Origin of the sequence: Sulfitobacter sp. (genome assembly GCF_036960155.1) — a bacterium.
In the GTDB taxonomy this organism is placed as follows: Bacteria; Pseudomonadota; Alphaproteobacteria; order Rhodobacterales; family Rhodobacteraceae; genus Sulfitobacter.
Genome location: NZ_JBALWB010000001.1, coordinates 119,408 through 145,435, shown reverse-complemented (window position 1 = coordinate 145,435; position 26,028 = coordinate 119,408). Strand labels below are relative to the sequence as shown.

Annotated in this window: 27 protein-coding genes; 14 read left to right on the top strand and 13 right to left on the bottom strand. The window is 53.4% G+C overall.

Going from position 1 to position 26,028, the window contains the following annotated elements; genetic code table 11:
* Window positions 1-92 precede the first annotated feature (92 nt).
* From tolQ to V7775_RS00545, 9 genes are all read left to right on the top strand, one after another.
* The gene (gene tolQ, locus V7775_RS00585; RefSeq protein WP_335749911.1) at window positions 93-788 is read left to right on the top strand and encodes a protein TolQ; all 696 of its coding nucleotides are present in this window, start codon (window positions 93-95) and stop codon (window positions 786-788) included.
* Window positions 789-791: 3 nt separating this feature from the next.
* Entirely contained in the window at window positions 792-1,265 is a 474-nt protein-coding gene (gene tolR / locus V7775_RS00580) for a protein TolR (protein ID WP_335749910.1), read from the top strand.
* A gap of 3 nt (window positions 1,266-1,268) precedes the next feature.
* Window positions 1,269-2,381 carry an energy transducer TonB gene (locus V7775_RS00575; protein WP_335749909.1) on the top strand — a complete coding sequence of 371 codons (1,113 nt, stop codon included), beginning with the start codon at window positions 1,269-1,271 and terminating at the stop codon, window positions 2,379-2,381.
* Between the two features lie 244 nt (window positions 2,382-2,625).
* A complete protein-coding gene (tolB, locus tag V7775_RS00570; protein ID WP_443070089.1) occupies window positions 2,626-3,927 on the top strand; it encodes a Tol-Pal system beta propeller repeat protein TolB in 1,302 nt (433 codons plus the stop codon).
* A 74-nt stretch (window positions 3,928-4,001) separates the two neighbouring features.
* Window positions 4,002-4,529 carry a peptidoglycan-associated lipoprotein Pal gene (pal, locus tag V7775_RS00565; RefSeq protein ID WP_335749907.1) on the top strand — a complete coding sequence of 176 codons (528 nt, stop codon included), beginning with the start codon at window positions 4,002-4,004 and terminating at the stop codon, window positions 4,527-4,529.
* 12 nt (window positions 4,530-4,541) lie between these two features.
* Complete coding sequence (gene ybgF / locus V7775_RS00560; RefSeq protein ID WP_335749906.1) at window positions 4,542-5,357, top strand: tol-pal system protein YbgF; 816 nt, start codon at window positions 4,542-4,544, stop codon at window positions 5,355-5,357.
* Window positions 5,358-5,361: 4 nt separating this feature from the next.
* The gene (gene tilS, locus V7775_RS00555) at window positions 5,362-6,615 is read left to right on the top strand and encodes a tRNA lysidine(34) synthetase TilS (protein ID WP_335749905.1); all 1,254 of its coding nucleotides are present in this window, start codon (window positions 5,362-5,364) and stop codon (window positions 6,613-6,615) included.
* Window positions 6,616-6,697: 82 nt separating this feature from the next.
* A complete protein-coding gene (gene ftsH, locus V7775_RS00550) occupies window positions 6,698-8,620 on the top strand; it encodes an ATP-dependent zinc metalloprotease FtsH (protein ID WP_335749904.1) in 1,923 nt (640 codons plus the stop codon).
* 112 nt (window positions 8,621-8,732) lie between these two features.
* Window positions 8,733-9,311: an MOSC domain-containing protein gene (locus V7775_RS00545; RefSeq protein ID WP_335749903.1), complete on the top strand. Its 579-nt coding sequence runs from the start codon at window positions 8,733-8,735 to the stop codon at window positions 9,309-9,311.
* Window positions 9,312-9,366: 55 nt separating this feature from the next.
* Here V7775_RS00545 and V7775_RS00540 read toward each other — a convergent pair whose 3' ends face one another.
* Window positions 9,367-10,242 carry a bifunctional 5,10-methylenetetrahydrofolate dehydrogenase/5,10-methenyltetrahydrofolate cyclohydrolase gene (locus tag V7775_RS00540; RefSeq protein WP_335749902.1) on the bottom strand — a complete coding sequence of 292 codons (876 nt, stop codon included), beginning with the start codon at window positions 10,240-10,242 and terminating at the stop codon, window positions 9,367-9,369.
* A 298-nt stretch (window positions 10,243-10,540) separates the two neighbouring features.
* On the opposite strand from V7775_RS00540, the gene V7775_RS00535 reads away from it, so the two are divergent.
* The 3 genes from V7775_RS00535 (at window position 10,541) to folD (ending at window position 13,708) form a co-directional block, all read left to right on the top strand.
* The gene (locus V7775_RS00535) at window positions 10,541-12,217 is read left to right on the top strand and encodes a formate--tetrahydrofolate ligase (RefSeq protein ID WP_335749901.1); all 1,677 of its coding nucleotides are present in this window, start codon (window positions 10,541-10,543) and stop codon (window positions 12,215-12,217) included.
* A gap of 90 nt (window positions 12,218-12,307) precedes the next feature.
* Window positions 12,308-12,784: a hypothetical protein gene (locus tag V7775_RS00530; protein WP_335749900.1), complete on the top strand. Its 477-nt coding sequence runs from the start codon at window positions 12,308-12,310 to the stop codon at window positions 12,782-12,784.
* 21 nt (window positions 12,785-12,805) lie between these two features.
* Entirely contained in the window at window positions 12,806-13,708 is a 903-nt protein-coding gene (folD, locus tag V7775_RS00525; protein WP_335749899.1) for a bifunctional methylenetetrahydrofolate dehydrogenase/methenyltetrahydrofolate cyclohydrolase FolD, read from the top strand.
* Here the strand turns inward: folD and V7775_RS00520 are convergent.
* Window positions 13,697-14,095, bottom strand: a complete 399-nt coding sequence (locus V7775_RS00520) for a DUF2306 domain-containing protein (RefSeq protein ID WP_335749898.1) — start codon at window positions 14,093-14,095, stop codon at window positions 13,697-13,699. The two genes, folD and V7775_RS00520, sit on opposite strands and share 12 nt — an antisense overlap.
* A 114-nt stretch (window positions 14,096-14,209) precedes the next feature.
* On the opposite strand from V7775_RS00520, the gene V7775_RS00515 reads away from it, so the two are divergent.
* On the top strand, window positions 14,210-14,923 hold the full coding sequence (locus V7775_RS00515; RefSeq protein WP_335749897.1) for a LytTR family DNA-binding domain-containing protein: 714 nt from the start codon (window positions 14,210-14,212) through the stop codon (window positions 14,921-14,923).
* Between the two features lie 49 nt (window positions 14,924-14,972).
* Here the strand turns inward: V7775_RS00515 and V7775_RS00510 are convergent, their stop codons facing one another.
* Window positions 14,973-15,755, bottom strand: coding sequence for a hypothetical protein (locus tag V7775_RS00510; RefSeq protein WP_335749896.1), 783 nt, complete (start codon window positions 15,753-15,755; stop codon window positions 14,973-14,975).
* Between the two features lie 52 nt (window positions 15,756-15,807).
* Here V7775_RS00510 and V7775_RS00505 point away from each other — a divergent pair, with 52 nt between their 5' ends.
* Window positions 15,808-16,278 carry a MarR family winged helix-turn-helix transcriptional regulator gene (locus V7775_RS00505; protein WP_335749895.1) on the top strand — a complete coding sequence of 157 codons (471 nt, stop codon included), beginning with the start codon at window positions 15,808-15,810 and terminating at the stop codon, window positions 16,276-16,278.
* Between the two features lie 10 nt (window positions 16,279-16,288).
* On the opposite strand, the gene pdeM is transcribed toward V7775_RS00505, so the two are convergent.
* The 10 genes from pdeM to V7775_RS00455 form a co-directional block, all read right to left on the bottom strand.
* Window positions 16,289-16,951, bottom strand: a complete 663-nt coding sequence (pdeM, locus tag V7775_RS00500) for a ligase-associated DNA damage response endonuclease PdeM (RefSeq protein WP_335751038.1) — start codon at window positions 16,949-16,951, stop codon at window positions 16,289-16,291.
* A gap of 52 nt (window positions 16,952-17,003) precedes the next feature.
* Window positions 17,004-17,762, bottom strand: coding sequence for an NAD(P)-dependent oxidoreductase (locus tag V7775_RS00495; protein ID WP_335749894.1), 759 nt, complete (start codon window positions 17,760-17,762; stop codon window positions 17,004-17,006).
* Between the two features lie 40 nt (window positions 17,763-17,802).
* Window positions 17,803-19,110 (bottom strand): ATPase, encoded by a 1,308-nt coding sequence (locus V7775_RS00490; RefSeq protein ID WP_335749893.1) that lies wholly within the window; start codon window positions 19,108-19,110, stop codon window positions 17,803-17,805.
* Between the two features lie 63 nt (window positions 19,111-19,173).
* On the bottom strand, window positions 19,174-19,668 hold the full coding sequence (locus V7775_RS00485; protein WP_335749892.1) for a prepilin peptidase: 495 nt from the start codon (window positions 19,666-19,668) through the stop codon (window positions 19,174-19,176).
* 4 nt (window positions 19,669-19,672) lie between these two features.
* Window positions 19,673-20,521, bottom strand: coding sequence for a tetratricopeptide repeat protein (locus V7775_RS00480; protein WP_335749891.1), 849 nt, complete (start codon window positions 20,519-20,521; stop codon window positions 19,673-19,675).
* Between the two features lie 71 nt (window positions 20,522-20,592).
* Window positions 20,593-21,183, bottom strand: coding sequence for a tetratricopeptide repeat protein (locus tag V7775_RS00475; protein WP_335749890.1), 591 nt, complete (start codon window positions 21,181-21,183; stop codon window positions 20,593-20,595).
* Entirely contained in the window at window positions 21,183-22,166 is a 984-nt protein-coding gene (locus tag V7775_RS00470) for a type II secretion system F family protein (protein WP_335749889.1), read from the bottom strand. The genes V7775_RS00475 and V7775_RS00470 overlap by 1 nt, the downstream gene beginning before the upstream one ends.
* Window positions 22,167-22,176: 10 nt before the next feature.
* Window positions 22,177-23,139: a type II secretion system F family protein gene (locus V7775_RS00465; protein ID WP_335749888.1), complete on the bottom strand. Its 963-nt coding sequence runs from the start codon at window positions 23,137-23,139 to the stop codon at window positions 22,177-22,179.
* An 11-nt stretch (window positions 23,140-23,150) separates the two neighbouring features.
* A complete protein-coding gene (locus V7775_RS00460) occupies window positions 23,151-24,575 on the bottom strand; it encodes a CpaF family protein (RefSeq protein ID WP_335749887.1) in 1,425 nt (474 codons plus the stop codon).
* A gap of 26 nt (window positions 24,576-24,601) precedes the next feature.
* A complete protein-coding gene (locus tag V7775_RS00455) occupies window positions 24,602-25,834 on the bottom strand; it encodes an AAA family ATPase (protein WP_335749886.1) in 1,233 nt (410 codons plus the stop codon).
* Window positions 25,835-26,028: the final 194 nt, after the last annotated feature.

Below are 26,028 nucleotides of genomic sequence, written 5' to 3'. Positions count from 1 at the left end.
GGCCCTCGCTTTTTGCTTTGCGCTGCGCTAGATTCACTCCAAATGGAGCCTGACAACAGGCCCACCCGAGGCAGTAGAGTAGAGCACAAAACATGCAGACAGCATTGATCGCAGCCGAAATTGGCGGCAGCATTACCGTATGGGGCATGTTCGCCCAAGCGACATTCACCGTAAAGCTGGTGATGATGGCCCTTATTCTAGCCAGTTTCTGGACGTGGTCGATCATTGTCCAAAAGACCATCCAATACCGCAAAGCCAAACGAGAAGCAGAAGAGTTTGACCGCGCGTTTTGGTCGGGTGAACCGCTGGATGGTCTGTATGACCAGATCGGCCCAGAACCTGCAGGTGCTGCGCAAAAGATTTTCTCGGCAGGCATGACAGAATGGCGCCGCTCGCACCGCGAAGACGGCGGGCTGATCCCCGGCGCAACCGCGCGCATTGATCGTTCAATGGATGTGGCAATCTCTAAAGAGGCCGAGCGTTTGCAAAAAGGTCTGCCTGTTCTTGCAACCACCGGCTCAACCGCGCCCTTTGTCGGTCTATTCGGGACCGTGTTCGGGATTATGAACGCGTTTATCGAGATTGCTGAACAACAAAACACTAACCTTGCCGTTGTGGCACCTGGCATTGCCGAGGCGCTTTTGGCTACGGGCCTTGGCCTCATGGCAGCAATCCCTGCGGTGGTTTTCTATAACAAGCTGAACGCAGATAGTGACCGTATCCTTGGTGGATACGAGGCATTCGCGGATGAATTTGCCACCATCCTTAGCCGCCAGTTGGATAGCTGAGCCATGGCAGGTGGTGTAATGCAAAAAAGCGGTGGAGGGACCGGACGTCGTAGACGGCGCGGTGGCGCGCAGCCCATAGCCGAGATCAACATCACGCCCTTCGTGGATGTTATGCTGGTGTTGTTGATCATCTTTATGGTTGCAGCTCCTCTGTTGACTGTCGGCGTGCCGGTTGAACTGCCAAAAACGGCTGCCCAAGCTTTGCCTGCCGAACAGGAAGAACCCCTGACCGTGACGATCACGGCTGAGGGTACTGTGCAAATCATGACAACAGAGACCGCGCGCGAAGAACTTGTTTCAAAGTTGCGCGCAGTTGCAACCGAGCGTGAAGGTGACCGTGTGTTCCTGCGCGCAGATGGTTCTGTCCCTTATAGTGCCGTGATGGAGATCATGGGCGCACTAAATGCAGGTGGTTTTTCCAACATTGGTCTGGTGACGGATATCGGCGGGCCAACGCTGGATGGTTCTGGGAACTAAGCGATGTCGCGGGCGCGCAAAATTGGCAATATCGTTTCCGGGGTGGGGCATGTTGGCTTCATCGGCTGGGTTTTGTTTGGCGGATTGTTCACATCGCGTCCTGACCCTGTGGAGGTGCAAGAAGTTGCGATGATTTCGGGCGCGGAATTTCAGGCGCTTGTGGATGCATCGCGTCAACCCGTTGAGGTTGCCGAAGTTCCAACACCCGCAGCCCCTGAAGTGACCGAGGACGCCCCCGAAGTTGATGTTGCGCCAGAAGAGCCAATCGCAGCGCCAGAGCCTGATGTGGCAGAGCCCGCTGAAGAACCTGTTAAGGCTGAAGAACCCGTTGAGGAAGCGGCACCAGAGATTTCCCAGGCTGCCCCCGAGCTGCCCGAACCGCCAGCGGAAGTCACTGTTGAAGACGCCCCTGTTGACGATACGCCTGTTGAGCGCGCAGCAGAGGTTGTTGCCCCAGAACCCGCTCCGCGCCCAGAGCCAGAAACAGTGCAAGAACCAACTCCACAAGAAGCTGTTATTCCCGAAGAAACAGGTGAAACTGTAGAGCAACCTCAAGAAGCGGCTGAAACACCCGAAGCGTCAGACCGGATTGTTACGGAAGCCACCGAGGCACCCGCCGCAGCGCCAACAGCCTCAATGCGGCCTCCAGCGCGCCGGCCTTCGACCCCGCGTCCTACGCAAACAACGCAAACAGCAGTAGCGCCAACTGAAGAAGACAGCACCGTTGACGATGCCGCAGTTCAAGCCGCCCTTGAGGCGGCGCTGAGTTCGGCGGAAAGCGACGTTCCTAGCGGGCCGCCCATGTCATCGGGTGAAAAAGACGCGCTGCGTTTGGCCGTGCAAAACTGCTGGAGCGTAGACCCCGGTGCGCGGTGGGCACAAACGACCGTAACAGTTGCCATGAACATGACGCAGGATGGCAAGGTTGTCTCATCCTCCTTGCGGATGATCGCAAGTGAAGGCGGCGATGCCTCAACCGCCAATGCGGCCTTTGGCGCAGCGCGGCGTGCGATTTTGTTGTGCCAAAAAGGCGGCTATCCATTGCCGAGCGAAAAATACGGCCAGTGGAAAGAAATCGAAATGACATTTAACCCCGAGCGGATGCGGATCAGATGAGGGGCCCAATTAACAAATCGACGGCTCTTTGTTTGGCTAGCCCCGTTTGGGTGCAAGCCTCTGCGCTCATGCGCGCAGAGATACAGGCGGTTGCTGACGCATTTTCAGCAGCCAAACGGGCGGTTTTGCGCTGTGGGAGAGATGGCGAAACTCTCCCCGTTGAGAAATATGATCAATGGCGGGATATTGAACTACGGTTTGACCCTGAAAGGACAAGTTCCAAATGAAGTTTTTGAGTATCTGTATGGCAGTATTTCTTGCCTTGGGGTTCACCTCGGTTGCGCAAGCGCAAGATGGGCCTTTGCGCATCACCATTGAAGAAGGTATCATTCAGCCCCTTCCTTTTGCAATTCCCGATTTTCAGGCCGAAACGGGCGAGGCAGGCCAACTGGCAGGTGATTTGGCACGTGTGATTGCGGCTGATTTGCAAGGTACTGGCGTGTTTCGCGAGATCCCAAGCTCAGCGTTCATCGCGCAATACGGCGATTTTAACGCGCCGGTTTCATTCCCTGACTGGAAAGCGATCAATGCGCAGGCGCTGGTCACGGGGGCCGTATCGGTTTCTGGCAATAACGTGAACGTTAAATTCCGCGTCTTTGATGTGGTGTCAGGCACCAATCTGGGCGAAGGCCTGCAGTTTTCGGGCACCACGGATGGTTGGCGTCGCATGGCGCATAAGGTTGCGGATGAAGTGTATTCACGGATCACGGGCGAGGGCGGGTATTTTGACAGCCGCGTCGTGTATGTTTCTGAGACAGGCCCAAAGAACGACCGCAAAAAACGCCTGGCAATTATGGATTATGACGGCGCGAACGTGCGTTACCTGACTGACAGCAGCGCCATCGTTTTGGCGCCGCGTTTTTCACCCACAGGTGATCGCGTGCTTTATACCAGTTACGAGAGCGGCTTTCCGCGCATTTATGTGCTTAATGTAGGGTCGGTGCAGCGTCGAGTGTTGGAAAGTGCTGAAGGCACAATGAGCTTTGCACCGCGCTTTTCGCCGTCAGGACAAACGGTGGTGTTTTCCATCAGCCAAGGCGGGAACACAGACATTCATACGATGGACATTGCGTCCGGCCAATCCGTGCGCCTGACCAATACGCCGTCCATTGAAACTGCGCCCAGCTATAACCCGGATGGCAGCCAGATTGTATTTGAAAGCGACCGCTCAGGATCGCCACAGCTATACGTTATGGCGGCAAGTGGTGGTGAGGCACGTAGAATTTCCTTTGGAGAGGGGCGTTACGGCACACCTGTTTGGTCACCGCGTGGTGATCTGGTTGCCTTTACAAAGCAAAATGCTGGGCGCTTCCACATTGGTGTGATGCGTACGGATGGTTCTGAAGAGCGCCTGCTCACGGCATCGTTTCTGGATGAGGGCCCAACATGGTCGCCAAATGGTCGCGTGATTATGTTTACCCGTGAAACTCAGGGGGAGGGTGGTGCGTCCTCGATCTACTCGGTGGATATCACCGGCCGTGTTTTGCGGCAGGTCGCCACCCCTGAAGGTGGATCAGATCCCAGCTGGTCGCCATTGCAGCAGTAAGTGTCTTTCCACAGTATGGCACGCTGTGGTATTGTGGCGCTAATAATAATAAACTCCAAGTGAGGTCGAGACAGATGAAATTCCTACCCATGAGCCTTTTGGTCGCCGCTGTTGCGTTGTCGGCCTGTACCAACCCAAACCGTTTTGGCGGGGATGATGCATTGAGCAATCCAAGCAACTCGGCTGGCGGTACGCCGCTAAACGGTATTATTCCGGGCAGCGCAAATGATCCCACTTCAACAGCGTATTTCAACCAAGCTGTCGGGGACCGTGTTTTGTTTGAAGTGGACCAATCCACGTTGACGGCAGGTGGGCGTGCTACGTTGGACGGACAGGCGACATGGCTGACAACAAACAACGATTATCAGGCCGTCATTGAAGGTCACGCAGATGAGCAGGGCACACGTGAGTATAACCTCGCGCTGGGCGCACGCCGTGCTAACGCTGCACGCGAATACCTGTTGTCCAAAGGTGTGCCATCTGAACGTCTGCGGGTTGTGAGCTACGGCAAGGAACGCCCAATCGAGATTTGTTCGAACGAGGCATGTTATGCCAAAAACCGCCGCGCAGTGACTGTGCTGGCCGGTGGCCAAACCAGCTAAAGGAGCGGCACCATGCGCTTTGCATTTATCTTTGCAGTTGTTTTGGGGGCGGTGCCGATGGGCGCTGTCGCTCAGGATGCACAAACTCTTGCTGACATCCGCCAAGAGCTAACAGTGTTGAATGTCGAGATGACCAAGCTCAAGCGTGAGCTGGCCACAACAGGGACTGCGGGCGGCGTTCAGCTGCCAGCCTCTGTGCTTGATCGTGTGAATGCGATGGAAAGTGAGCTGTCGCGTGTCACGGCCAAGACCGAGGAACTTGAGTTCCGGATTAACCGGATTGTGGATGATGGCACGCGCCGCATTGCCGATTTGGAATTCCGCCTGGTTGAACTAGAAGGCGGTGATATTTCCACCTTGGGCGAGACCACCACATTGGGCGGGGCCGATCAGGCAACAGCACCCGCCCCAGCGCCTGCACCGCAAGCCAACACCAGCCAGCTTGCCGTTGGTGAACAAGACGATTTCAAGCGGGCGCAGGAGGCGCTCGCATCCGGTGACTTTCGTACCGCCGCAGACCAGTTTGCGACCTTCAATCAGGCCTACCCCGGTTCTCCGCTAGCGGCCGAGGCAGACCTGAGGCGCGGGGACGCATTGGATGGCACCGGTGACGCCCGCGAAGCAGCGCGCGCCTATTTAGCAAGCTTTGGTGCAGCGCCTACAGGGCCAAGTGCACCGGAATCATTATACAAACTGGGCGCGTCTTTGGGCACCTTAGGGCAAAGTAGCGAAGCCTGTGTGACCTTGGGTGAGGTGCCTGCACGGTTCCCCAATAGCCCATTCGCAGGGCAGGCTACTGCGCAGCGGCTGGCATTAGGCTGTTCGTGATCTAATGGACGCCCGAGCGCTTGAGGCTGCGGTCGAGACCGCACTTGGCGCACCAGTGCCTAAACGACTCGGCGTTGCGGTGTCAGGCGGCGGCGATTCACTGGCGCTGCTCTATCTTCTTAATGATATCTATACAGGTGCTGGCGGCGTGTTGCAGGCCATCACGGTTGATCATGGTCTTCGGGCTGGATCAGGCGCTGAAGCGGAAATGGTAGCGGATCAATGCGCCAAACTGGGCATTTCGCATCAGATATTGCGTTGGCAAGGCTGGGATAAGACAGGAAACCTGCAAGATGAAGCGCGCCGCGCCCGCTATGGGCTGATGGCCGATTGGGCGCGCGCCGAGGGTTTGGATGCTATTGCATTAGGTCACACAGCGGATGACCAGGCAGAAACCGTATTAATGCGACTTGCGCGCCGATCAGGTGTTGACGGTCTAGCTGCGATGTCGCCAAAACGAAAAGCTAATGAATTGATCTGGCTGCGCCCAATGTTGAATCTGAAGCGTAATGATTTGCGCAACTATTTGGCAGGTTCAGGGATCACATGGATCGAAGACCCGAGTAATGAAGACACCCGTTTTGATCGCATCAAAGCAAGGTATGCACTGGATGCACTTGCTGACTTGGGGATTGATGCCAGCAGCCTGAGTGTAGTTGCTCAGAACATGAACGATGCCCGTGAGGCGCTTGAAGTATTTGCTCAAAACGCTGCGCATGACTGCATGCGGGTATCCCATGGTAGCGTTATTTTTGACCGTATTGCGCTATTGGCGTTCCCCTCTGAGGTGCAGCGTCGTCTTTGGTGTCATGCGCTTGATTGGATCAACCCAGCACCTTATCCGCCGCGCAGGGCGGCATTGGCCCAACTATTGGGTGCGGTTGAGGCTGAACAAGCAACAACATTGGGCGGATGTGCGATTAAATGCAGAAAAGGTGAGGCTTGGCTTTTTCGCGAATTTAATCAAGTTTCCAATCACACAGTACCCTCTCAACAGGTCTGGGATGGCCGCTGGCGCTGTTTTTGTGCTAATCCATCTGAGGTGATTGACGGTGCGGAATTGCGTGCTCTTGGTGCTAATGGATTGAAACAATGTGATAATTGGCGCGACTATGATCTGCCGCGTGGCGTTCTTCTGAGCCATCCAGCGCTGTGGCATGGTGACACGGTTCTCAGCTCGCCAACCGCGAAACCAAACGATAATTGGCGCTGGAAACTGGTGCGAGATGAAAAACCCTTTTTTGACTCCGCATTATGACATTGAACTGAGCCTGTGCATGTTTATCTTAGGGACGTAACCAGAGCTGACCTTTGGTTGATATGTATTCAGGAGAGTTTCCTTGGGCAATTTCCGCAATCTTGCGTTTTGGGCTGTATTGCTGGTTCTCGTTTTCTCGTTGTTCAATTTGTTCAACGGTGGCGGAAACAGCGGTATGCAAAATCGCGAGATCAGCTATTCCGATTTTATCACCTCCGTTGAAAACGGGAATGTTAGCAATGTGACCCTAGATGGGGAACAGGTGCGCTTCCGCCAGTCGGACGGTGAAGACTATGTAACTATCAAACCGATGGACGCCGAAGTGACGAAGCTGCTCACTGAGCGCAGCATCCCCTTCCGCGCCGAAAGCCAGGAGGAAAGTGGTTTACAGGCATTCCTCTTCTCGTTGCTTCCGATCCTGTTGCTGATTGGTGTGTGGATCTACTTCATGAATCGCATGCAAGGTGGCGGCAAAGGTGGTGCGATGGGTTTTGGCAAATCCAAAGCCAAGATGCTGACCGAAAAGCACGGGCGCGTGACGTTTGATGATGTTGCAGGCATCGATGAAGCCAAAGAAGAACTCGAAGAGATCGTAGAATTCCTGCGCAACCCGCAGAAATACTCGCGTCTTGGTGGTAAAATTCCTAAGGGCGCGTTGCTTGAGGGCCCTCCGGGTACTGGTAAGACACTGCTGGCCCGCGCAATTGCGGGTGAGGCGGGTGTGCCGTTCTTCACCATCTCTGGTTCTGATTTTGTTGAAATGTTTGTAGGTGTAGGTGCATCCCGTGTGCGCGACATGTTCGAACAGGCGAAAAAGAACGCGCCTTGCATCGTGTTTATCGATGAAATTGACGCTGTTGGGCGCTCTCGTGGCGCCGGCTATGGTGGCGGTAACGATGAACGTGAGCAGACGCTTAATCAATTGTTGGTTGAGATGGACGGTTTTGAAGCCAATGAAGGTGTGATCATAATCGCGGCGACAAACCGTAAAGATGTGTTGGACCCTGCGTTGCTGCGCCCCGGTCGTTTCGACCGTCAGGTCAGTGTGGGCAATCCCGACATCAAAGGCCGTGAGAAAATCTTGGGTGTGCATGCGCGCAAGACGCCTCTTGGTCCCGACGTTGATCTGCGGATCATTGCGCGCGGTACGCCGGGCTTTTCAGGTGCGGACCTTGCGAATCTCGTAAACGAGGCGGCGTTGACTGCTGCTCGTGTTGGCCGCCGTTTTGTGGCGATGCTGGATTTCGAATCTGCCAAGGACAAGATCATGATGGGTGCCGAGCGGCGCTCGATGGTTCTGACCCAAGATCAGAAAGAAAAGACAGCCTATCACGAAGCTGGCCACGCGATTGTCGGCATCAAGCTGCCTAAATGTGATCCGGTCTATAAGGCCACGATCATTCCACGCGGTGGTGCATTGGGTATGGTGATGAGTCTGCCTGAGATGGACAAGCTTCAGATGTTCAAAGACGAAGCCGAAGAGCGTATCGCCATGACTATGGCGGGCAAAGCGGCTGAAATCTTCCAGTACGGTGCGGACAGCGTATCCTCTGGTCCTGTTGGCGACATCATGCAGGCCAGTTCTTTGGCGCGCGCCATGGTGATGCGCTACGGCATGTCCGACAAGGTTGGTAACATCGACTATCAGGAAGCGGCTGCAGGATATCAGGCCAATGGTGGCGCAGGGGGCTTTAGTGTCTCAGCGGCTACCAAGGAACTGATTGAAAGCGAAGTGAAGCGGATCATCGATGAAGGTTATGCGCTTGCGTATAAACTGATCGAAGATAACGCCAAAGAGTTCGATCGTTTGGCACAAGGTTTGCTTGAGTATGAAACCCTCACTGGGGAAGAGATCAAGCGCGTCATGGTTGGCAAACCACCAAGCGAACCTGACGAAGATGACAAGCCCGACAGTGGTTCTGCACCAAGTGTGACAGCTATTCCAAAGGCAAAGGGTAAAAAGACGCCTCCTGCTGGCGGGATGGAGCCTGAACCTTCTGTCTGATAACGGTATGTGAAGCTTAAAATACAAAACTTCATAAGGTCCCGCCTCGGCGGGGCCTTTTCTTTTTCTAGGGGGTGACTAAGGATGTGCCTAGAAAATTCAGGAGGCGGATATGCCCGAACTATGCCCAACAGATTATACCGCGACGATTACATGGCTGGGTAAGGTGCCTATGGACCGTGCCAATATCCGTTCCCAAGCGTTGAACACGGCAAGAGCGACCTACGGCGGGTTTATTGATGATTATCACAGTGGCTTGACGCGTGCGTCCTGCATGCGGGTCAAGGCCCAGCATCCCGAGGGAACCGAGATACGTAATACACGGCAACTGTCTATCCTGTCGGCGGAAGAAATGGCACAGATCGCACAGGACATCGGAGTTGAGCACCTTGATCCAATTCTGCTGGGCGCATCTATCGTTGTTGAGGGTATCCCCGATTTTACCTTTGTGACTCCGGGGTCACGCTTGCAGGCGCCGGACGGCACAACAATTGTCATTGATGTGGAAAACGGGCCCTGCAACTTTCCCGCGCGCGAGATCGAAAAAGATGCGGAAGGCCACGGCAAAGCGTTTAAAGCAGCGGCGCGCGACAAGCGTGGGGTCACCGCATGGATCGAGCGGGAAGGCACCTTAAACGTTGGGGACAAGTTGCGCCTGCACGTCCCTAACCAAAGGCCGTGGGCGCCCTAAATTCGATGAGGTAATTCACCCAGTCCATGTCGAAGATGGAATGGGTGAACCTTGGCTAGGCGTTTGTCAGCCAGCCCGCTGCAAGCTGGCGTTTATGGGCGACCATTGCGTTGCGCATCAAGATCGCAACCGTGACTGGTCCGACACCACCGGGCACAGGGCTGATCCAACCAGCGACTTCTTTCACGGCGTCTGTATCTACGTCTCCGACAATTTTTGGTCCATCATCAGTTTCGATCTGGTTGATGCCGATATCGATCACAGCTGCACCCGGTTTGATCATGGAAGGCCCGATAAGGTGGGCCTTGCCTACGGCCACAACAACAACGTCGGCCCGCCGAGAATGCATTGCAACTGATCTGGTCATATGATGGCAGACGGTGACAGTGCAGCCTTCGGCCATCAGCATCATCGCGGCAGGTTTCCCGACAATCTCGGAATGACCTATCATGACAACTTCTAATCCTTCCAACGGCAGACCAGTTTCTTTGATTAACTCGACGCTTGCTGCGGCGGTACACGGCGCCAACGCTACATCTGAATAGACGATGTTACCGATGGAAGCAGGGTTCATCCCCTCTACGTCCTTCAAAGGGTGGATAGCCGATTGCAGTGAGCGGACATTAATGTGCTCGGGCAGGGGACGCTGTAGGATGACGCCTAGAACCGTAGGATCGTCATTCATTGCTAGAATACGGTGCTTGCACTCTTCCTGTGAAATATCACCAGGCCAGCGCAGTTGCTCAAATGGCAGACCTGCCTGCTGCGCGCCGCGCGCTTGGTTGCGCACGTATACGTCTGCTTCGGGTGTGTCACCCACAAGAATGGACATCAGGCGCGGCATATTGATTTGGCCTGCAGTATATTCTTGGATCTCTTGAATTATGCGTTTTTTGACGGAAACACCGTCAATCAATCGGTTGTCTATCATGTTTTTCTGCTGTCCTGCTCACTTTGCCCAACTGGATTTGAGCTACCGCCAACTTACTGCCACGCAGGTTTGACCTGATCGTGATACACGACGTCGCTGTGATATTTTACGACTGAGCACAAGAAATCGGGCGCAGCATCTGTGTTGAATAGCGGGTGGATGGTTTCTTAAAAGAAACGCTGAGGTGAACCTACGCCGCAACGCGCGTCGAAAATGTCGCAATCCAGACCTGCCAAGATGTCCTGCCCTTGTATGCATTCTATAGAATCTGCCGAACTGGCTCAGAATGGGGAATACCATGGCTTTTAAGACTGACATTCAAATCGCGCGCGAAGCGAACAAGAAACCCATTCAGGAGATCGGCGCAAAGCTGGGTATCTCTAGTGATGATCTGCTGCCTTATGGCCACGACAAGGCGAAGGTCAGCCAATCTTTCATCAATTCGGTTCAGGACCGTAAAGACGGCAAGCTGATCCTTGTGACAGCGATCAACCCGACACCAGCAGGCGAAGGCAAGACGACCACAACTGTTGGTCTGGGTGACGGCCTGAACCGTATTGGCAAAAACGCGTGTGTTTGTATCCGCGAAGCATCCCTTGGGCCAAACTTTGGCATGAAGGGCGGCGCAGCAGGCGGTGGCTACGCGCAAATCGTGCCAATGGAAGAAATGAACCTGCACTTTACGGGCGACTTTCACGCCATCACATCTGCGCACAACCTGCTTTCTGCGATGATTGATAACCACATCTATTGGGGCAATGCTCTTGAGATCGACACACGCCGTGTTGTATGGCGCCGCGTTGTTGACATGAACGACCGCGCATTGCGCACAATCACGGCCTCCTTGGGTGGTGTCTCCAACGGCTTCCCACGTGAAGCGGGCTTTGACATCACAGTAGCGTCCGAAGTGATGGCGATCCTGTGTCTGTCGAAAAACCTCGAAGATCTGCAAGAACGTCTGGGTTCCATGATCGTGGCACACCGCCGCGACCGTAGCCCGGTTTACTGCCGCGACATCAAAGCAGACGGTGCAATGACTGTTCTGCTGAAAGATGCAATGCAGCCAAACATCGTTCAGACGCTGGAAAATAACCCTGCATTTGTTCACGGTGGTCCGTTTGCGAACATCGCACACGGTTGTAACTCAGTAATTGCAACAACGACAGCGCTTAAGCTGGCGGATTACGTTGTAACTGAGGCGGGCTTTGGCGCCGATTTGGGTGCTGAAAAGTTCATGAACATCAAATGTCGTAAGGCAGGTCTGGCCCCGGCAGTTGTTGTTGTTGTAGCCACTGTGCGCGCTATGAAAATGAATGGTGGCGTCGCAAAGGCCGATCTGGGTACCGAGAATGTGGATGCGGTCGAAAAAGGCTGTTCCAACCTTGGCCGTCACGTTGAAAACGTGAAATCCTTTGGCGTGCCTGTTGTTGTGGCAATCAACCACTTCGTCACCGACACAGATGCCGAAGTTCAAGCGATCAAGGACTACGTAGAAGCCCAAGGTGCCGAGGCAATCCTGTCACGCCACTGGGAGCTTGGCTCAGAAGGGTCTGCGGACCTGGCAACACGTGTTGCTGAAATCGCAGATGCAGATGAGGCGAACTTTGCACCGATCTATCCAGATGACATGCCGTTGTTCCAAAAGATCGAAGCAGTGGCCAAGCGTATCTACCGCGCTGACGATGTGCTTGCGGATCAGAAAATCCGCAATCAGTTGAAAGACTGGGAAGAGCAGGGTTATGGCCATTTGCCAGTTTGTATGGCGAAAACACAATACAGCTTTACCACTGATCCAGATCGCCGCGGCGCACCTGTAGGCTTCTCTGTGCCAGTGCGCGAAGTACGTCTGTCTGCGGGTGCTGGATTTGTTGTGGTGATCTGTGGTGAGATCATGACCATGCCGGGTCTGCCGCGCGTCCCTTCTGCTGAAAACATCAAGCTGAATGCAGATGGCGATGTCGAAGGTTTGTTCTAAACCGTACAAATGATACGCAATGGGCAGGTCCGCTTGCCCATTGCGCGAAATCGGATCACGTTGGTTTCAATGCGCGAAAAAGGATTCCCCATGATCAGATTTACTCTTGCACTCATAGCCATGTTTTGGACTGCTACTTTCGCAGCAGCTGATGATGGGTATGTCGGGTATTATTATCCCGAAGTGACCACCAAGGAAACATTTGACCGGATGATCCGCGCTAGTGGTTCCAGCAGTAAAGCAGTGCGTGTTGATTTCGTAAATCAGTTGACGAACTCCCAGCTCAAATCCCCAGAAAGCCCGCGCTTTGTGTTTTTCTCGAAAGGGGACGATGCTTCAACGCTGATTTTGACGGCATTGGATGATGAGGTCTTTTCCACGCTCTACCGTGCCCGTGCGATCATGGCACAATTAACAGTCTCGGTGCGCGGGGGCGGCTTTTTCAAACAAGAAGAGCTTCAATATCTCGCCACGTTTTATGATCTGCTGCAATTGATGCAGTTTGATGAACTTCTGATCACCGACGGCGAAACATGGACGCACCGCGTCACTTTCACCCGGTACTGATCAAAAAACAGGAACGATAATATGACGGCTAAAATCATTGATGGCAAAGAATTCGCGGCCCGTGTGCGCGCCAAAGTGGGCGAACATGTGACCCGGTTGAAAGCCGATAACAACATCACACCCGGTCTTGCCGTGGTACTGGTGGGGGAAGACCCTGCTTCACAGGTGTATGTGCGGTCCAAAGGCAAAATGACGCTTGAGGTTGGGATGAAGTCAGTTGAGCACAAGCTTGACGTGGAGACGCCCGAGGCGGATTTACTGGCGCTTATTGATCAACTCAACAACGATCCTGAAATCCACGGTATTTTGGTGCAGTTGCCGCTGCCCAAACATCTGGACGAAGATTTGGTGATCAACTCAATCTCACCAGCCAAGGACGTCGATGGTTTCCACATTTCTAACGTGGGTTTATTGGGAACTGGGCAAAAATCAATGGTGCCGTGTACGCCGCTGGGCTGTTTGATGATGCTGCGCGATCACCATGGGTCGATTTCCGGTATGGATGCGGTTGTAATTGGCCGTTCCAACATCGTTGGCAAACCGATGGCACAGTTGTTGTTGAACGACAGTGCCACAGTGACCATCGCCCATAGCCGTACCAAAGACCTAGCTGATGTTGTGCGCCGCGCTGATATTGTGGTCGCTGCTGTTGGTCGTCCCGAAATGGTGCCGGGTGACTGGATCAAGCCGGGCGCAACCGTGATTGACGTAGGCATCAATCGTCTGGACGCACCGGAAAAGGGCGAGGGCAAAACCAAGCTGGTTGGCGATGTGCACTTTGAAAGTTGCGCCGCCGTTGCGGGTGCTATTACGCCCGTTCCGGGTGGTGTTGGGCCAATGACCATCGCCTGCCTGCTGGCAAACACGGTCACGGCCTGTTGCCGTGCAAACGGTCTGGCAGAGCCTGAAGGCTTAACCGCCTAAGAATACCGCATGCATCAGACGGCCGGGCAAGAACGTAAATGCACCGGCTGTGATCAAAGCCCCAAACACAAGCGTCTTCATCTGGCGCTTGTGATCCTTCACGTGGTGGCCCCGCGCTGCGGTCACGCCGCGCACCAAGGTCCAAAGCGTAAGAATGGATAGCAGATGGATCGGGCTAAACGGCCCAACCACCCGCAGCTCATTGATCCAAAAACTACTGAGCGCGACAACCGCCATCATCAACACCCATGCCCAGCCCATCGTGCGGTGCAATGGGCTGCCTTTGCGCAGTGAAAATATCCCTACCGTTAATGCTACAGCCCCAAGTGCCAGCAAGGTGTGTATCTGGATGACAAGTGATGCATTTGCGAAAGGTGAGAAGTTCATATTCTGGGCTCCATTGTGTTGGGTTGCCCTGTCATGGCAAACTGTCTGGATTGGGGCTATGCGCACTGCGTGAGCGGTCTGATTGATACGTGAATTACAGGGATGACATTGGGGATGCAGCTCACGCTTCGTGAATTGGCACGCTTTCGGGTGCCGCTTTTGATCTGGGTTACGCTCTCGATTGTGGCCGCTGTTGCGGGACCCTTTGGCACGTTGAACGCGTTGGGTGTGGGCGGGAGATTCGTATATTGGGGTGCGGTTGTTGGATGCTCTGTGGGGCTGAGCATTGGTGCAACTATTCTGGCATCCCGCGTTTCTCAGTATGGTCGAGTTATCGCATGGAGCGGATTTGTTCTGCTGCTGTCCACCACTGTGCATGTCATCAACAGCTTTGTTTTTAGCGAAATGAAGGGTTGGGAGAACTGGCTCTATTTGTTGGCGGTAGTGGCGCTTGTCACGACAGCAGTTCAATTACTGATTTGGGTCATCAAACCAACCCCCAAAGCGGAAGTTGAGGCGCACGATACATTTATGCTTCGTCTGCCAGTTGAAGTGCGCGCAGCATTGGTGCGGATTGAGGCGCAGGACCATTACTTAAGCGTAGTAACTGCGCGCGGCACTGCGCTGATCTTGATGCGACTTAGCGATGCGATTTCCGAGGTATCAGGGCGCGGAATTCAGGTGCATCGCTCTCATTGGATCGCAACAGATGCAGTTACCCGACACCGCCGCGACAAGGGGCGCGATGTGTTGGAAATGTCTGATGGAACCGATATTCCGGTGAGCCGCAGTTTTCGGGAAACGGCACAGAAGGCGGGTTTGTTTTAGCGCGGCATTAGCCCCCAAATACCAGTCTTTGCCTGTGCTGCAATTTGCGTCAGCCCCTTAGCGAAGAAGATACACCAAGGACAGCGCGGTCTCCTTTGAGGAAACGCCAAAGATCGTTGATGTCAAAGGCCAAGCAGATGGCAACGGTGAGGGTCAGCAGTGTTGTATAACTTGTACCATCTGCCGCGATCACCAACCATAATAAGAGCGGGATCCATGGCACCAGGTGCGCCAATGCAAGGATACGGCGAAGGCCTCCGTCATATCCAATTTGTCCGGCCAAAAGCGGCGCAGTTGCGCAATAGGCGACTAGTGTTACTTCTGCGACCCTGTCTGGCAAGTAGACAAATGCAGCAAGGAAAACACCGTTCAGAAAGATCAGCCAGATTTTGACCCACATCGGAAAGGCCATCCACGATGTTGCAAATGCCCTTAAGTGTTCCCTATTAGTGTGACCGTGCGATTGAAGGCCAAGTATCCAAAGCTGTGCAACACCAAGACTGGCCACGCCAATTGCGACGATCACCGCCACGGTGATGCCTAAAGGTGTCGTTATCCAAAAGTTTGCAACGATCAATCCAAGTGTAGCAAGCCACCAACTAAAGTCGCTCAGTGAAAACCAAATGACTTCTGCTTGGCGTATGTTGGTGCGTCGGGAGGCGACAACCAGATGCAAGCCATTCACCAGCAATCCAATGCCGAGCGCAATGATGGTTGCTTGGGGGACTTGGCCCAAGAACGTCGTGACGACGTGAGGCAGGCCAATAAATAAAAGTCCAAATGAAATGCAGCTCGCGGCGTTCAGGCGCATAACAAATTTAAGACTGTCCATTTGATTGCTCCATGTTGTAAACTGAATTTACGACTATAGAGCGGGATGCATCATGTCAACCAAGATGACAACAATTGACGAGTCACTTGTATACGAGATGGCAGACAGCCGTTCGCTCAAGCTTGTTCATCTGGCATCAAACTTCGAAAAGCGTGCCCAAAAATGGTTGGTCGATCTGTTGCGCAGCAGCGGCTTCACGGAGTTGACGCAAAGCCAATTGAATTTTTTAGGGGCGTTGGATTGTGGACCGAACTACGCCTCCCAAGTTGCACATCAACTTGGGATCACACGCCAAGCCGTCCATAAAACGGTCAAAGAACTCGAAGCTTGTGGCTGGTTGCAAACCGTCTCAGATCCTATCCGTCGAAACCAACGGATCATCACCTTCACAGATGAAGGCGAGCGCATGATGTCAGAGGCGCGTGCGCTCTTTAAGCAGCTTGATGATAGGTTGTTCGTGGGCTGGGACGGTGATCGAATAGATGCCGTGTTCGCGCTGCTAGAGAGCCCGTTGGGGGACTAGATAGCGTCGGCTACTTCGGCATGGGGATGATGGTTTCGGTATTTCCGGTGAGTACTGCAATGGCTTCTGACCGCATGAGCAATGACAGTGGGTGGCTGTCGTCACGCATGCCGTCAGAGTAGGTGCCATAGGCAGGCAAGATCACGCGATTACTATCAATCAGGAACGCCGCACGGGTTATGGTACGCCCATCAACCGATGCGGTTGCTTTTGGGTGGTAATGCCCCGAGACCTCACCGCTTGCGCCATTTAGTGCGGTGTGGCGGAATGTGAGAGGGGAGAGTGGCAACTCAGCAAGGTGTGCACCGCCGAATTCCACAGGACCAGCGTTATGAGTGCCCTCAATCCAGACCCATCGCCGGCCAGCCTGAAGGCGGGTAATCCACTGACGTTCTTCCTCGGGGAGTGTGTCGATTGTTTCCAGATCATCAAAGCTGTCGCCCAGGCAAATCACTGTGCGTGCATGGGTCAGTGCCAGATCAGCAGCCAATCGGTTTAGGGTGTCGCGTGTGTCATATGCGGGCAGGGACGCGCCGCCACGGCGCGCGATACGATCTGACTTGCCCAAGTGCAGATCGCTGACCACCAGCAGGCTTTCCTCTGGCCACCAAAGCGCGCCAGAACCAAGTGCCTTGAGTGGGGCACCTGAAAGGGTGAAATCATATCCGTTCATCGCTAAAGTTTGGAGCACAATGCGCAGGGCCGCAAGGGGGTGACCTGATGATCTATTTGCGCGGTTTGAGCTTTGCGATGGTGTCTTGCACGGCTTGGGGCAGTGAAACATCTGCACCATCGGGTGCTGCATCCAATGCGCTTGCGACGTCTTTGACGAGAATACCAATTGTATTGTCAGGTTCAAGGCCGTCGCGCGCGAACTCGATTGAGTTAAAGCCAGAGGCGAACCAGTTTTGCCCAGATGATGTGTGAATAAGGTCGAGTAAGGCACTGGTTTCCAAGCCCGTTTCATCCGCCCAATCCAGCACCAAACGAGTCATAGCAGTGTTTGAGGCGGCAAGAAGGTTATTGAGGACCTTGGCTTGCATGCCTGAGCCAAACTCACCCATGCGGTGAAAGTGTTTACCCATCGCATCAAACAGGGGCTGTACAGCCTTGATATCATTATCATCCCCGCCAATCATAAAACTCAGCCGTGCTTCTTGGGCTGCGATCTGAGCGCCTGACATGGGCGCATCAATAAGGGCGATATGCGACGGTACACGCGCCCGCAGATCACGCACATAACGTGGCGATAATGTTGAGCTGATGATGATGCGGATCAGGTTGGGAATGGCCGCTAGGTTTTGCTCTCCAAACAGGACAGCCTCGGTTTGGTCAATATCACGCACGACCGTGATCAGCGTTTCTAGCTCTTCCGAGAAAACGGCGATGTCATCGGTGATATGAGGCTCGTCCATGGGCACGACATCATAACCGCGCGCGGGTAGGCCTGCGGCACGCAATGCGGCCAGCATAGGGCCTCCCATGCGGCCACATCCTGCTACTCCTGTACGAGAATGCATATAGTTATCTCACGATTTCTTCGTCTTTGACGAACATGTTGGCCCACGCACGGTCCATCAGATCAGGGGACATCTGATAGGGGATGCCTTCAAATTCACAGATGGCGATGATCTGGTCGATCAAAAAGATCGGCTGATAGTTCGCATAGACGTTGTCGATGGTGGGGTATTTCTTTTTCAGCAGGTGGATCAGCGTAGCTTCATCCAGTGGCATTTTGCGTTTCTTGGCGACCATTGCAAAAATCTTGAGGAAGTTTGCTTGGTTCGGCCCGTCGATTTTAATCTTAAAGAAGATCCGGCGCAGAGCGGCGGTGTCAAAGATCTCATTGGGGTGGAAGTTGGTAGAGAAGATAACGAGGGTATCGAACGGCACCTCGAACTTTTCACCTGATTGTAGGGCAAGGATATCCTTGCTTTCTTCCAGCGGAACAATCCAACGGTTCACAAGCGACTGGGGCGGCTCTGATTGGCGACCAAGGTCATCCACGATGAAGATGCCGCCAGTCGATTTCAGCTGGAGAGGGGCCTGATAGGTTTTTGCGGTTGGGTTATAGACCAGATCAAGCATGCTGATTGTCAATTCACCACCCGTGATCACGGTGGGGCGCTCACAGCAGACATAGCGCGCATCAAAACGGGTAATACGGCGCAGGGAGTTGGGATCTTGTTCTTCTAGGGCGAACTGATTGTGCACAATCGGGTCAAAGACGGTGATCACCTGAGACGCATATTCAATCGCGTGAGGCACATAAACCTGATCTCCAAGGGCATCGCGAATGCCGTTTGAGATAGACGATTTACCGTTGCCGGGAGGGCCGTACATCAGGATTGAGCGGCCAGCGGACACCGCAGGGCCTAGATTGTCGACCAGATCGTCAGGTAATACCAAATGCCCCATAGCCCCAACAAGTTGGGAACGGGTGATCTGCATGTTGCGAACGGATTGCCGCTTTACCTGTTCTTTGTAGACATTCAGGGGAACAGGCATCGGGCCAAAATATTCAGATTGGGCTAACGCATCGAGGGCGCGGGATTTTCCCGTGTCTGTCAGCTGGTAACCCATTTCATTGCCGCTACTCGCGCTTAAGGTGCCTGTCGCTTCGACCAGACGTTGGGTCCGGCACATATCCACCAGTTCTTGAACCACGGGGATGGGCAGGCATACCGCCTTTGAAAGGTCGCTTACCAGATCAAGGTTCTTGCGAAAGATGGTTTTGATGAGGATGTCGCGCATCATCACAATTGGCAGACGCATATCTGCCAATGTCTTTGGGGGTGGCGGTGCCATTACGGCTGCGTTTGGAGCGTTCATTCTGCTGTTTCCCTCTGCTCAATGGGGCGTTTAATACCCTATAGAAGATGAAAATGGTCTTATTCAGGCACCATAAAGAAGGCCAAGGACAAGATAGATGGTCAGTGTGGATCCCAAGGCGAGGCCCATAGGGAATTTTTTGCCCTGATCCCAGCTGGTCCAACTTGGCGCGAGCTTCCTTAGGGGCGTGTATTTTGCGGTTCGGTGTGTGACAAATGAGGCCAGTAAGGTTGCCATGAACAGCCACAACAAAAGCCGCAAATCACCAAGCGCGATATAGGGGGCTGCAGCGGCGATAAATTTACTATCGCCGGCACCCATAACACCTACGGCGTTTAGAATGATGCCAACGATCAGAACGATCACAAGGCTCAATAAGCGCCACAAATAGACGTCAAAGGGCAACGCAATTAGCCCGATAACCACAAACACACCAGCCAAAGCCAGATTGGCTTTGTTGGTGATCTTCATAGAAGACACATCCGTATAGATGACGTACAGGCATATCGGCAGTACGAAGGGTAGGAACCATGCCGCTGCGAAAACCGTAAGCGCCATTAGCTTAGGCTTCGAGAGCGGCGAGGGACCGGGATGCTGCCTCAAAGTGCTGGGGATGCGTATCGATTGCTTCGCGCAGCAGGCCTTTGCCCGTCTCTACGTCGCCTTGTTTGATCGCAGAAAGGGCCATCGTGTGCAGCAACTGTGCGCGTTCGGTTTGGTCCATAGGAACAACTGGCAAGTTGTAGTTGCGTTGTGCACCACGGGCGAGAACGAGGTTGTTTTTGGCGGTAAAGAGTGAGCCATCTTGCACAATTGCGCTACTGAACAGACGCTCTGCGTCTTGGTAGTCGCCGCGTGTCAGTTTGGAATATCCCCAGTTGTTCAAAACGGGAGCAGGTTTGGTGGTGAGGCCTACCGCAATCTCATAAAAACTATCGGCTTTTTTCCACTGCTGCTTGCTGTCTGCAACAATCGCTTCAAGGCGGTAGCGTTTGAATGTTTCGTGTGTTGGCGGAATTGCAGTCAGTGTTTTTTCTGCACCAGACCAGTTGCCGGAACGGATCATGGCATCTGCCAGCTCTACACGGTCATCGTCGGTGGCCCCCGGAAGGGAAACGGTTTTCTGCCACGCGGCGGCACCTTCATCGTATCGCTTTGCACGAACCAACGACAGTGAAAGACCGCGATGGTGTTCGATATTATTAGGCTGTTCTTGGATGACCCGTTGGAAGTAGCTGACTGCTTCATTCGGGTCCCCGACTGTCAACATGACATCATTGAGGTTCGCATCATCAATGACGTTAACATCTTGAAACGCGCGCTCTACGGTTTCTTCAGCGCTTTTTTCAGCGCAAGCGGCCAGCATGGTGGCCCCTGCAAGCAGGGAAATCAGAACGGTAGTGTGGCGCATGGGTGCGTCCTTTGCTGCTTCTGCCTCATCCAGTGTGCCTGCGCGGGTGTAGTGCCATGCCTATTTTTAGGTCACAGCTCCGAGTGGATCACATAGTCTGCAGATCCGCGGCGCACCAGTTTATAGTCGTTAGTATCAGGCAGAGATATACCAGAATTATCCGTTTTTTCGAGCGCTAATCTCAGATTGTCCCGGATTGAGACACTTTGGCCATTGTCGAGCGCAAAAGCCTTGCGAAATATCTGTGTTGCGTCGGCATTTTTGCCACGTTCCATCAGGACAACGCCCAAGTTATTCCAGATTTCCGGCTGGGTTGGGTCACGCTCAACAGCGCGGCGCAGCAATGTTTCTGCCTGCCCCAAGCGTCCCAAACCTAAATTTGCAGTACCTAAACCTGATAAGATTTCGGCATCAATTGTGCCTCGGTCAATGGCGGCGCGGTTAAAGGAGCGAATGGCAAGCTCATATTCGCCCGAGGCGACCAACCGGTGACCCGTTTCAAGGTTGTCAGCCCCATCAGCGCGTAAATCTACACCAGGTGCATCCAACGGATTGGGTTCTTTTGGGCCGAACGTTGACGTGCCAAAGCCGCCTGAAGAACAGGCGGCCAAAGCAAGTATTAAGATCGGAAGGGCAATAGACCGCCCTAATCGTGATGTCATTAATTGGCTCCAGGGGCACCCATTTCACCCATTTTGGTGATACCAAGAACCGAAGGACCAACAAGAATGACCAGCAGCGGCGGCACCGTGAACATCATTGTGGCAAGTGTCATCTTGGTTGGCAACTTGTTTGCGGCTTCTTCGGCTTTCATCACGCGTTTATCACGCATTTCAGCAGCATAGACCCGCAAAGCATCTGCGATGGACGTACCAAAGGCAGCAGATTGTACCAACACAGTCACAAAAGACGAGACATCCTGCACGCCACACCGTGTTCCCATATCGTTAAGGACGTTAACTTTGTCTTTACCAGCCTTCATTTCCTGCGCGACAACTTCGAACTCATCCGCAAGAGCGGCATATGAAGCCTTCAGTTCTGAAGCAACGCGGACGATACATTGGTCCAATGACTGGCCCGCTTCGACGCAAACCAACATCATGTCCAGCGCATCAGGGAAGCCGCTTTCGATCTCTTCTTTACGTGCCTCTACGCGGCGGGTGACCCAATATTTAGGGAGCCAGTATCCGGCCGCACCGGGACCAAGGGTCCACATGATTGTCTTTTGGGTTGTCATCTCTACTTCGACTATGAAGTTTGTGTAGATCACGCCAAGCAACAAGCCGAGCAGACCAAGAGACATTTGTGCAAAATAGAACATCCGCACAGCATCGCGGGATTGGTAACCAGCCTGCCGCAGCTCAAGCTGTTTTTGGCTCATTTCTTCAGCATCAGCCGGTTCAAGGAACGTTGCAAACTTCTCAAGCTGCGCATTCCCATCCTTTTGACGCAAGGCAGCGGGTGTATCGCCGCTGCTGCGAGATGAGTTGGCTTGTCGCTTGAATTTATCCAACGGGTCTTCGGGTTGGTTCATCATCATCACTACAGTCGCAAGAACAGTGATGATCCCAATTACACCAAGGATGATGATCAAGCCGAATGGCCCCATCACATCGCTGATTCCTGAATTTAGGGTGTCAAACATAGCGGCCTCCTTACACTTTGATGTTTGTGAGCACGCGCATCACAATCAGGTTAATGGCCAGGAAGATTCCAACGAAGAAACATGCCGGAATGAAGTATGGCGTTTCTTTGACCTCGTCATAGTATGTCGGTTTGGAAACATTGATCACAACGAGGGCCATCAGCGGGAAGCCAGACAGGAATTTCCCAGACCATTTGGCCTCGGCGGTGATCGCTTTTACGCGACGGAACAGACGGAAGCGGGCGCGGATCACTTTGGCCAATCCAGCTAGAATCTCGGCGAGGTTACCGCCTGATTGCTGTTGGATCGTCACAGCAACCGCGAGGAAGCGCATATCTTGCATGTCCAAACGTTCGGCCATGTCTTTGAGGGCTTCGCCAACGTCGCGGCCGTATGCGGCTTCATCTGCAATTACACCAAATTCGGACGCAAGTGGATCTTGGATCTCCTTGGACACAATCGTGATTGCATTGGTAAAGGGATGACCGACACGCAACGAGCGAACCATAAGCTCAACTGCGTCGGGCAGCTGCTCTTCTATCAGGGCCATACGTTTGCTGGCCTTGGTCGAGATCCACATGAAAACAGCACCAACACCCATGCCGATAGACATTGCTATTCGAACGGGTACTTCGGTTGCGGTACCAATCGTTAATCCAAAAAATACGATGACTGATAAACCCGCCATCACCAACAGTAGTTGCTGTGGGGTAAACGCAATCGCCGCCTTTTGCGCCTTTTCGGCCAGCAAAGAATATAGCGGGATAGATTTCGCATTCATGTGCTGCTGCATTTCTTTGCGCAGCTTGTCTAGCACCTCTTCGCGGCGTTGACCTTTTTCCAGCATCTCAAGACGGCGATTAACACGACTGTTGAGAGAGATGGATTTACCAAATGCGACCAGATACAGGCCCTCAACGAGTACCAAAACGCCGATAAAGATCAGCCCGTAGATGATTGGTTCTGCACTCATGACTTTTGTCCTTACTGTGCCGCGATGGGTTCATAGATGGATGCTGGCAGGTCGTAGCCCCACATGCGGAAACGTTCCGCATAGTGGCTGCGCACACCTGTAGCGGTGAAGTGGCCGATAATTTTGTTGTCTGGCGTTAAGCCGACACGCTGGTAACGAAAGATTTCCTGCATGGAAATCACATCGCCTTCCATCCCGGTGATTTCGGTGATGGAGGTCATGCGACGGCTACCGTCCTGAAGGCGCGAGGCCTGAACAATCAGATTCACAGCAGATGAAATCTGGCTGCGGACCGCTTTGAGAGGCATTTCGATGCCGGCCATCGCAATCATGTTTTCCAAACGAGACACACCATCGCGCGCCGAGTTGGCGTGAATTGTCGTCATCGAGCCGTCGTGGCCGGTGTTCATGGCCTGAAGCATGTCGATAACTTCCTCGCCACGTGTTTCACCAACGATGATCCGATCAGGGCGCATACGCAGGGCGTTTTTCAAACAGTCGCGCGGGGATACCTCGCCTTTGCCTTCCACGTTTGGTGGGCGGCTTTCCATTCTGCCAACGTGGGTTTGTTGAAGCTGAAGTTCCGCTGTGTCTTCGATTGTTAGGATACGTTCGGCGTTATCGATGAAGCTGGACAGCGCATTAAGCGTGGTTGTTTTACCAGAACCTGTACCGCCAGACACGATTATGTTCAGGCGTGTTGCAACGGCGGCTTGTAGATATGCAGCCATTTCTTCGGTGAAAGCGCCGAATTGTACTAGATCATCGATACCCAACTTGTCTTTTTTGAACTTACGGATGGAAACGAGGCTTCCGTCCACCGCAACAGGTGGAACCATTGCGTTAAAGCGCGAACCGTCTTTCAGGCGGGCATCCACGTAGGGGTTACTTTCATCCACACGGCGGCCAACGGCCGATACGATCTTGTCGATGATCCGCATCAGGTGACGTTCGTCTTTGAATGTGACGTCTGTCAGCTCCAACTTACCTGAACGTTCCACAAAGATCTGCTGTGGACCGTTCACAAGAATGTCGTTGACGGTTTCGTCTTTAAGCAAGGTCTCAAGCGGGCCAAGGCCGGTTACTTCGTCATAGAGTTCGGAGTTCAGAGTAATGCGATCTTCGCGACCCAAAACAATTGAGTTTTCGGAAAGATGCTCAGCCGAGATCGAATTGATCTCCTGACGCAGATCAGCTTCGCTTGCATGCTCAAGAGCGGCAAGGTTGAGATTGTCCAACAAAACACGGTGAAGATCCAGTTTGATGTCACCCATCCGCTGCTTGCGTTTGAGTTCTTTATCTTCTGTCACCACTGTTGCTGCTGGTGCCGCAGCACGACGCATGCTCGTCTTTGCTTCGGGTTTTGCCGCTTCAATGGGCGTCACTGTTGCCTCTGAAGCAGGAGTGGCTACTGGCTTTTTGTATTTTGAGAACATTGCGATGTGCTTTCTATGTTCAGGACTTAGGCTGCTGCCACGTCACTGTCGCGCAAGCTGTGGATTGAGGCGGCCAGTTTGGCGATCTCTTTACGCAGCGGGCTTTTGGGTGCGGAGGTAGCCAGGGGCTTGCCGTGGTCGTTGGCTTGCGTGATCGGCTTGCCGCCATCGGGCAGTTGAATATCGATGCTGATTGCGAGGCTTTCGGCCATCCGCTTGACGCGACCTTTCGCGCTGATGTCGGTAAACTTCGGTGCGCGGTTCATCACATACCGTAGTTTTTCAATTGGTAAATCTTCGGATTGCAAAGCACGTTTGAAACGCAGGGTGTTCTGTGCGGAACGCATGTCCAGCTCAAGCATTGCAAAGTAGACGTGTGCGGATGTCAGCACTACTTCGGACCACTGCACCAAGGTTGAGGGCATGTCGACGATGACATAATCAAACTGATTGCGGGCAATATCCAGAACACGGCCAATGTCTTCTGACGTCAGAAGATCCAGCGGCAACATATCTGACGGAGCTGTGAGAACCTGAAGTTTGTCTTCATAATTCAACAACGCTTGGCCAAAGATTTCTTCATCCATGCCTTCTGTGTCTGAAAGCATTTCATAGACAATCTCGCGGCGGGGTAGGTCAAGGAAGGTGGAGACCGATCCAAACTGTAAATCCAGATCAAGCAAGCAAACGGATGGCCCGCCTGTCGGTTGGGCATTGGCCAATTCCCAGGCGAGGTTAACAGCCAAGGTGGTCGCACCAGTGCCGCCAGCTAACCCATGCACAACAATCACGGCACCGTCTTTTTGTGCGCCCGAGGTCAAAGTGCTGGTACTTGCAGCTTCTGGAGCAGGCGCTGGTGTGCGAATGCGCTCAATGGCTTCGGCCAACTCCCCTTCGGGAAGAGGGTAGGGAACAAATTCATCCGCGCCTTGGCGTAAAAGAGAGTGCAATGCACTCGGCGTTACATCTTCGGCAATCAAGATCACCTTCAGGCCACGCTGTTTGGCCTGAACAATGATGTCGGTTAGCAGAGGCATATTCTCTTCGTCTGCGTCATCCATCGCCAGCGCGATGAACTCCATGTTCTCTGCTTCGGCCTGGCCAAAGAATGCGAGAGCTTCAGCAAAACCCAAATCTCCCCAGCTTTCACCCAGCGCGCTTTCCATATCTTCGATCAGTAGATCAAAGTTTTGCACATCACGGCTGACTGTGCATGCAAGGATTACGTCCTGATCTGGTTGCGGCATTACGCTACTCATCGCCTTCATTCCTTCAATCAAAGGGCATCAATGTCCCAGCATGCCGCAGTGGCACACATCAGGGATTGAGATGCCCCCTGCCGGTTCATTTGACCGAACAGAGTTTTCTCGTTGAAGAATTAATCGCAGTGAAGTGGGGCGAGATTGGGGCCTAAAAGCTGCTATTGTAGGATTTAGTGAAACGATCGTGGTAA

Excerpts from the sequence above, each read along its gene's own strand:
- tolQ (WP_335749911.1), top strand. The coding sequence starts at position 93 with ATGCAGACAGCATTGATCGCAGCCGAAATTGGCGGCAGCATTACCGTA.
- tolR (WP_335749910.1), top strand. The coding sequence starts at position 792 with ATGGCAGGTGGTGTAATGCAAAAAAGCGGTGGAGGGACCGGACGTCGT.
- V7775_RS00575 (WP_335749909.1), top strand. The coding sequence starts at position 1,269 with ATGTCGCGGGCGCGCAAAATTGGCAATATCGTTTCCGGGGTGGGGCAT.
- tolB (WP_443070089.1), top strand. The coding sequence starts at position 2,626 with ATGGCAGTATTTCTTGCCTTGGGGTTCACCTCGGTTGCGCAAGCGCAA.
- pal (WP_335749907.1), top strand. The coding sequence starts at position 4,002 with ATGAAATTCCTACCCATGAGCCTTTTGGTCGCCGCTGTTGCGTTGTCG.
- ybgF (WP_335749906.1), top strand. The coding sequence starts at position 4,542 with ATGCGCTTTGCATTTATCTTTGCAGTTGTTTTGGGGGCGGTGCCGATG.
- tilS (WP_335749905.1), top strand. The coding sequence starts at position 5,362 with ATGGACGCCCGAGCGCTTGAGGCTGCGGTCGAGACCGCACTTGGCGCA.
- V7775_RS00545 (WP_335749903.1), top strand. The coding sequence starts at position 8,733 with ATGCCCGAACTATGCCCAACAGATTATACCGCGACGATTACATGGCTG.
- V7775_RS00540 (WP_335749902.1), bottom strand. The coding sequence starts at position 10,242 with ATGATAGACAACCGATTGATTGACGGTGTTTCCGTCAAAAAACGCATA.
- V7775_RS00535 (WP_335749901.1), top strand. The coding sequence starts at position 10,541 with ATGGCTTTTAAGACTGACATTCAAATCGCGCGCGAAGCGAACAAGAAA.
- V7775_RS00530 (WP_335749900.1), top strand. The coding sequence starts at position 12,308 with ATGATCAGATTTACTCTTGCACTCATAGCCATGTTTTGGACTGCTACT.
- folD (WP_335749899.1), top strand. The coding sequence starts at position 12,806 with ATGACGGCTAAAATCATTGATGGCAAAGAATTCGCGGCCCGTGTGCGC.
- V7775_RS00520 (WP_335749898.1), bottom strand. The coding sequence starts at position 14,095 with ATGAACTTCTCACCTTTCGCAAATGCATCACTTGTCATCCAGATACAC.
- V7775_RS00515 (WP_335749897.1), top strand. The coding sequence starts at position 14,210 with ATGCAGCTCACGCTTCGTGAATTGGCACGCTTTCGGGTGCCGCTTTTG.
- V7775_RS00510 (WP_335749896.1), bottom strand. The coding sequence starts at position 15,755 with ATGGACAGTCTTAAATTTGTTATGCGCCTGAACGCCGCGAGCTGCATT.
- V7775_RS00505 (WP_335749895.1), top strand. The coding sequence starts at position 15,808 with ATGTCAACCAAGATGACAACAATTGACGAGTCACTTGTATACGAGATG.
- pdeM (WP_335751038.1), bottom strand. The coding sequence starts at position 16,951 with ATGAACGGATATGATTTCACCCTTTCAGGTGCCCCACTCAAGGCACTT.
- V7775_RS00495 (WP_335749894.1), bottom strand. The coding sequence starts at position 17,762 with ATGGGAGGCCCTATGCTGGCCGCATTGCGTGCCGCAGGCCTACCCGCG.
- V7775_RS00490 (WP_335749893.1), bottom strand. The coding sequence starts at position 19,110 with ATGAACGCTCCAAACGCAGCCGTAATGGCACCGCCACCCCCAAAGACA.
- V7775_RS00485 (WP_335749892.1), bottom strand. The coding sequence starts at position 19,668 with ATGGCGCTTACGGTTTTCGCAGCGGCATGGTTCCTACCCTTCGTACTG.
- V7775_RS00480 (WP_335749891.1), bottom strand. The coding sequence starts at position 20,521 with ATGCGCCACACTACCGTTCTGATTTCCCTGCTTGCAGGGGCCACCATG.
- V7775_RS00475 (WP_335749890.1), bottom strand. The coding sequence starts at position 21,183 with ATGACATCACGATTAGGGCGGTCTATTGCCCTTCCGATCTTAATACTT.
- V7775_RS00470 (WP_335749889.1), bottom strand. The coding sequence starts at position 22,166 with ATGTTTGACACCCTAAATTCAGGAATCAGCGATGTGATGGGGCCATTC.
- V7775_RS00465 (WP_335749888.1), bottom strand. The coding sequence starts at position 23,139 with ATGAGTGCAGAACCAATCATCTACGGGCTGATCTTTATCGGCGTTTTG.
- V7775_RS00460 (WP_335749887.1), bottom strand. The coding sequence starts at position 24,575 with ATGTTCTCAAAATACAAAAAGCCAGTAGCCACTCCTGCTTCAGAGGCA.
- V7775_RS00455 (WP_335749886.1), bottom strand. The coding sequence starts at position 25,834 with ATGAGTAGCGTAATGCCGCAACCAGATCAGGACGTAATCCTTGCATGC.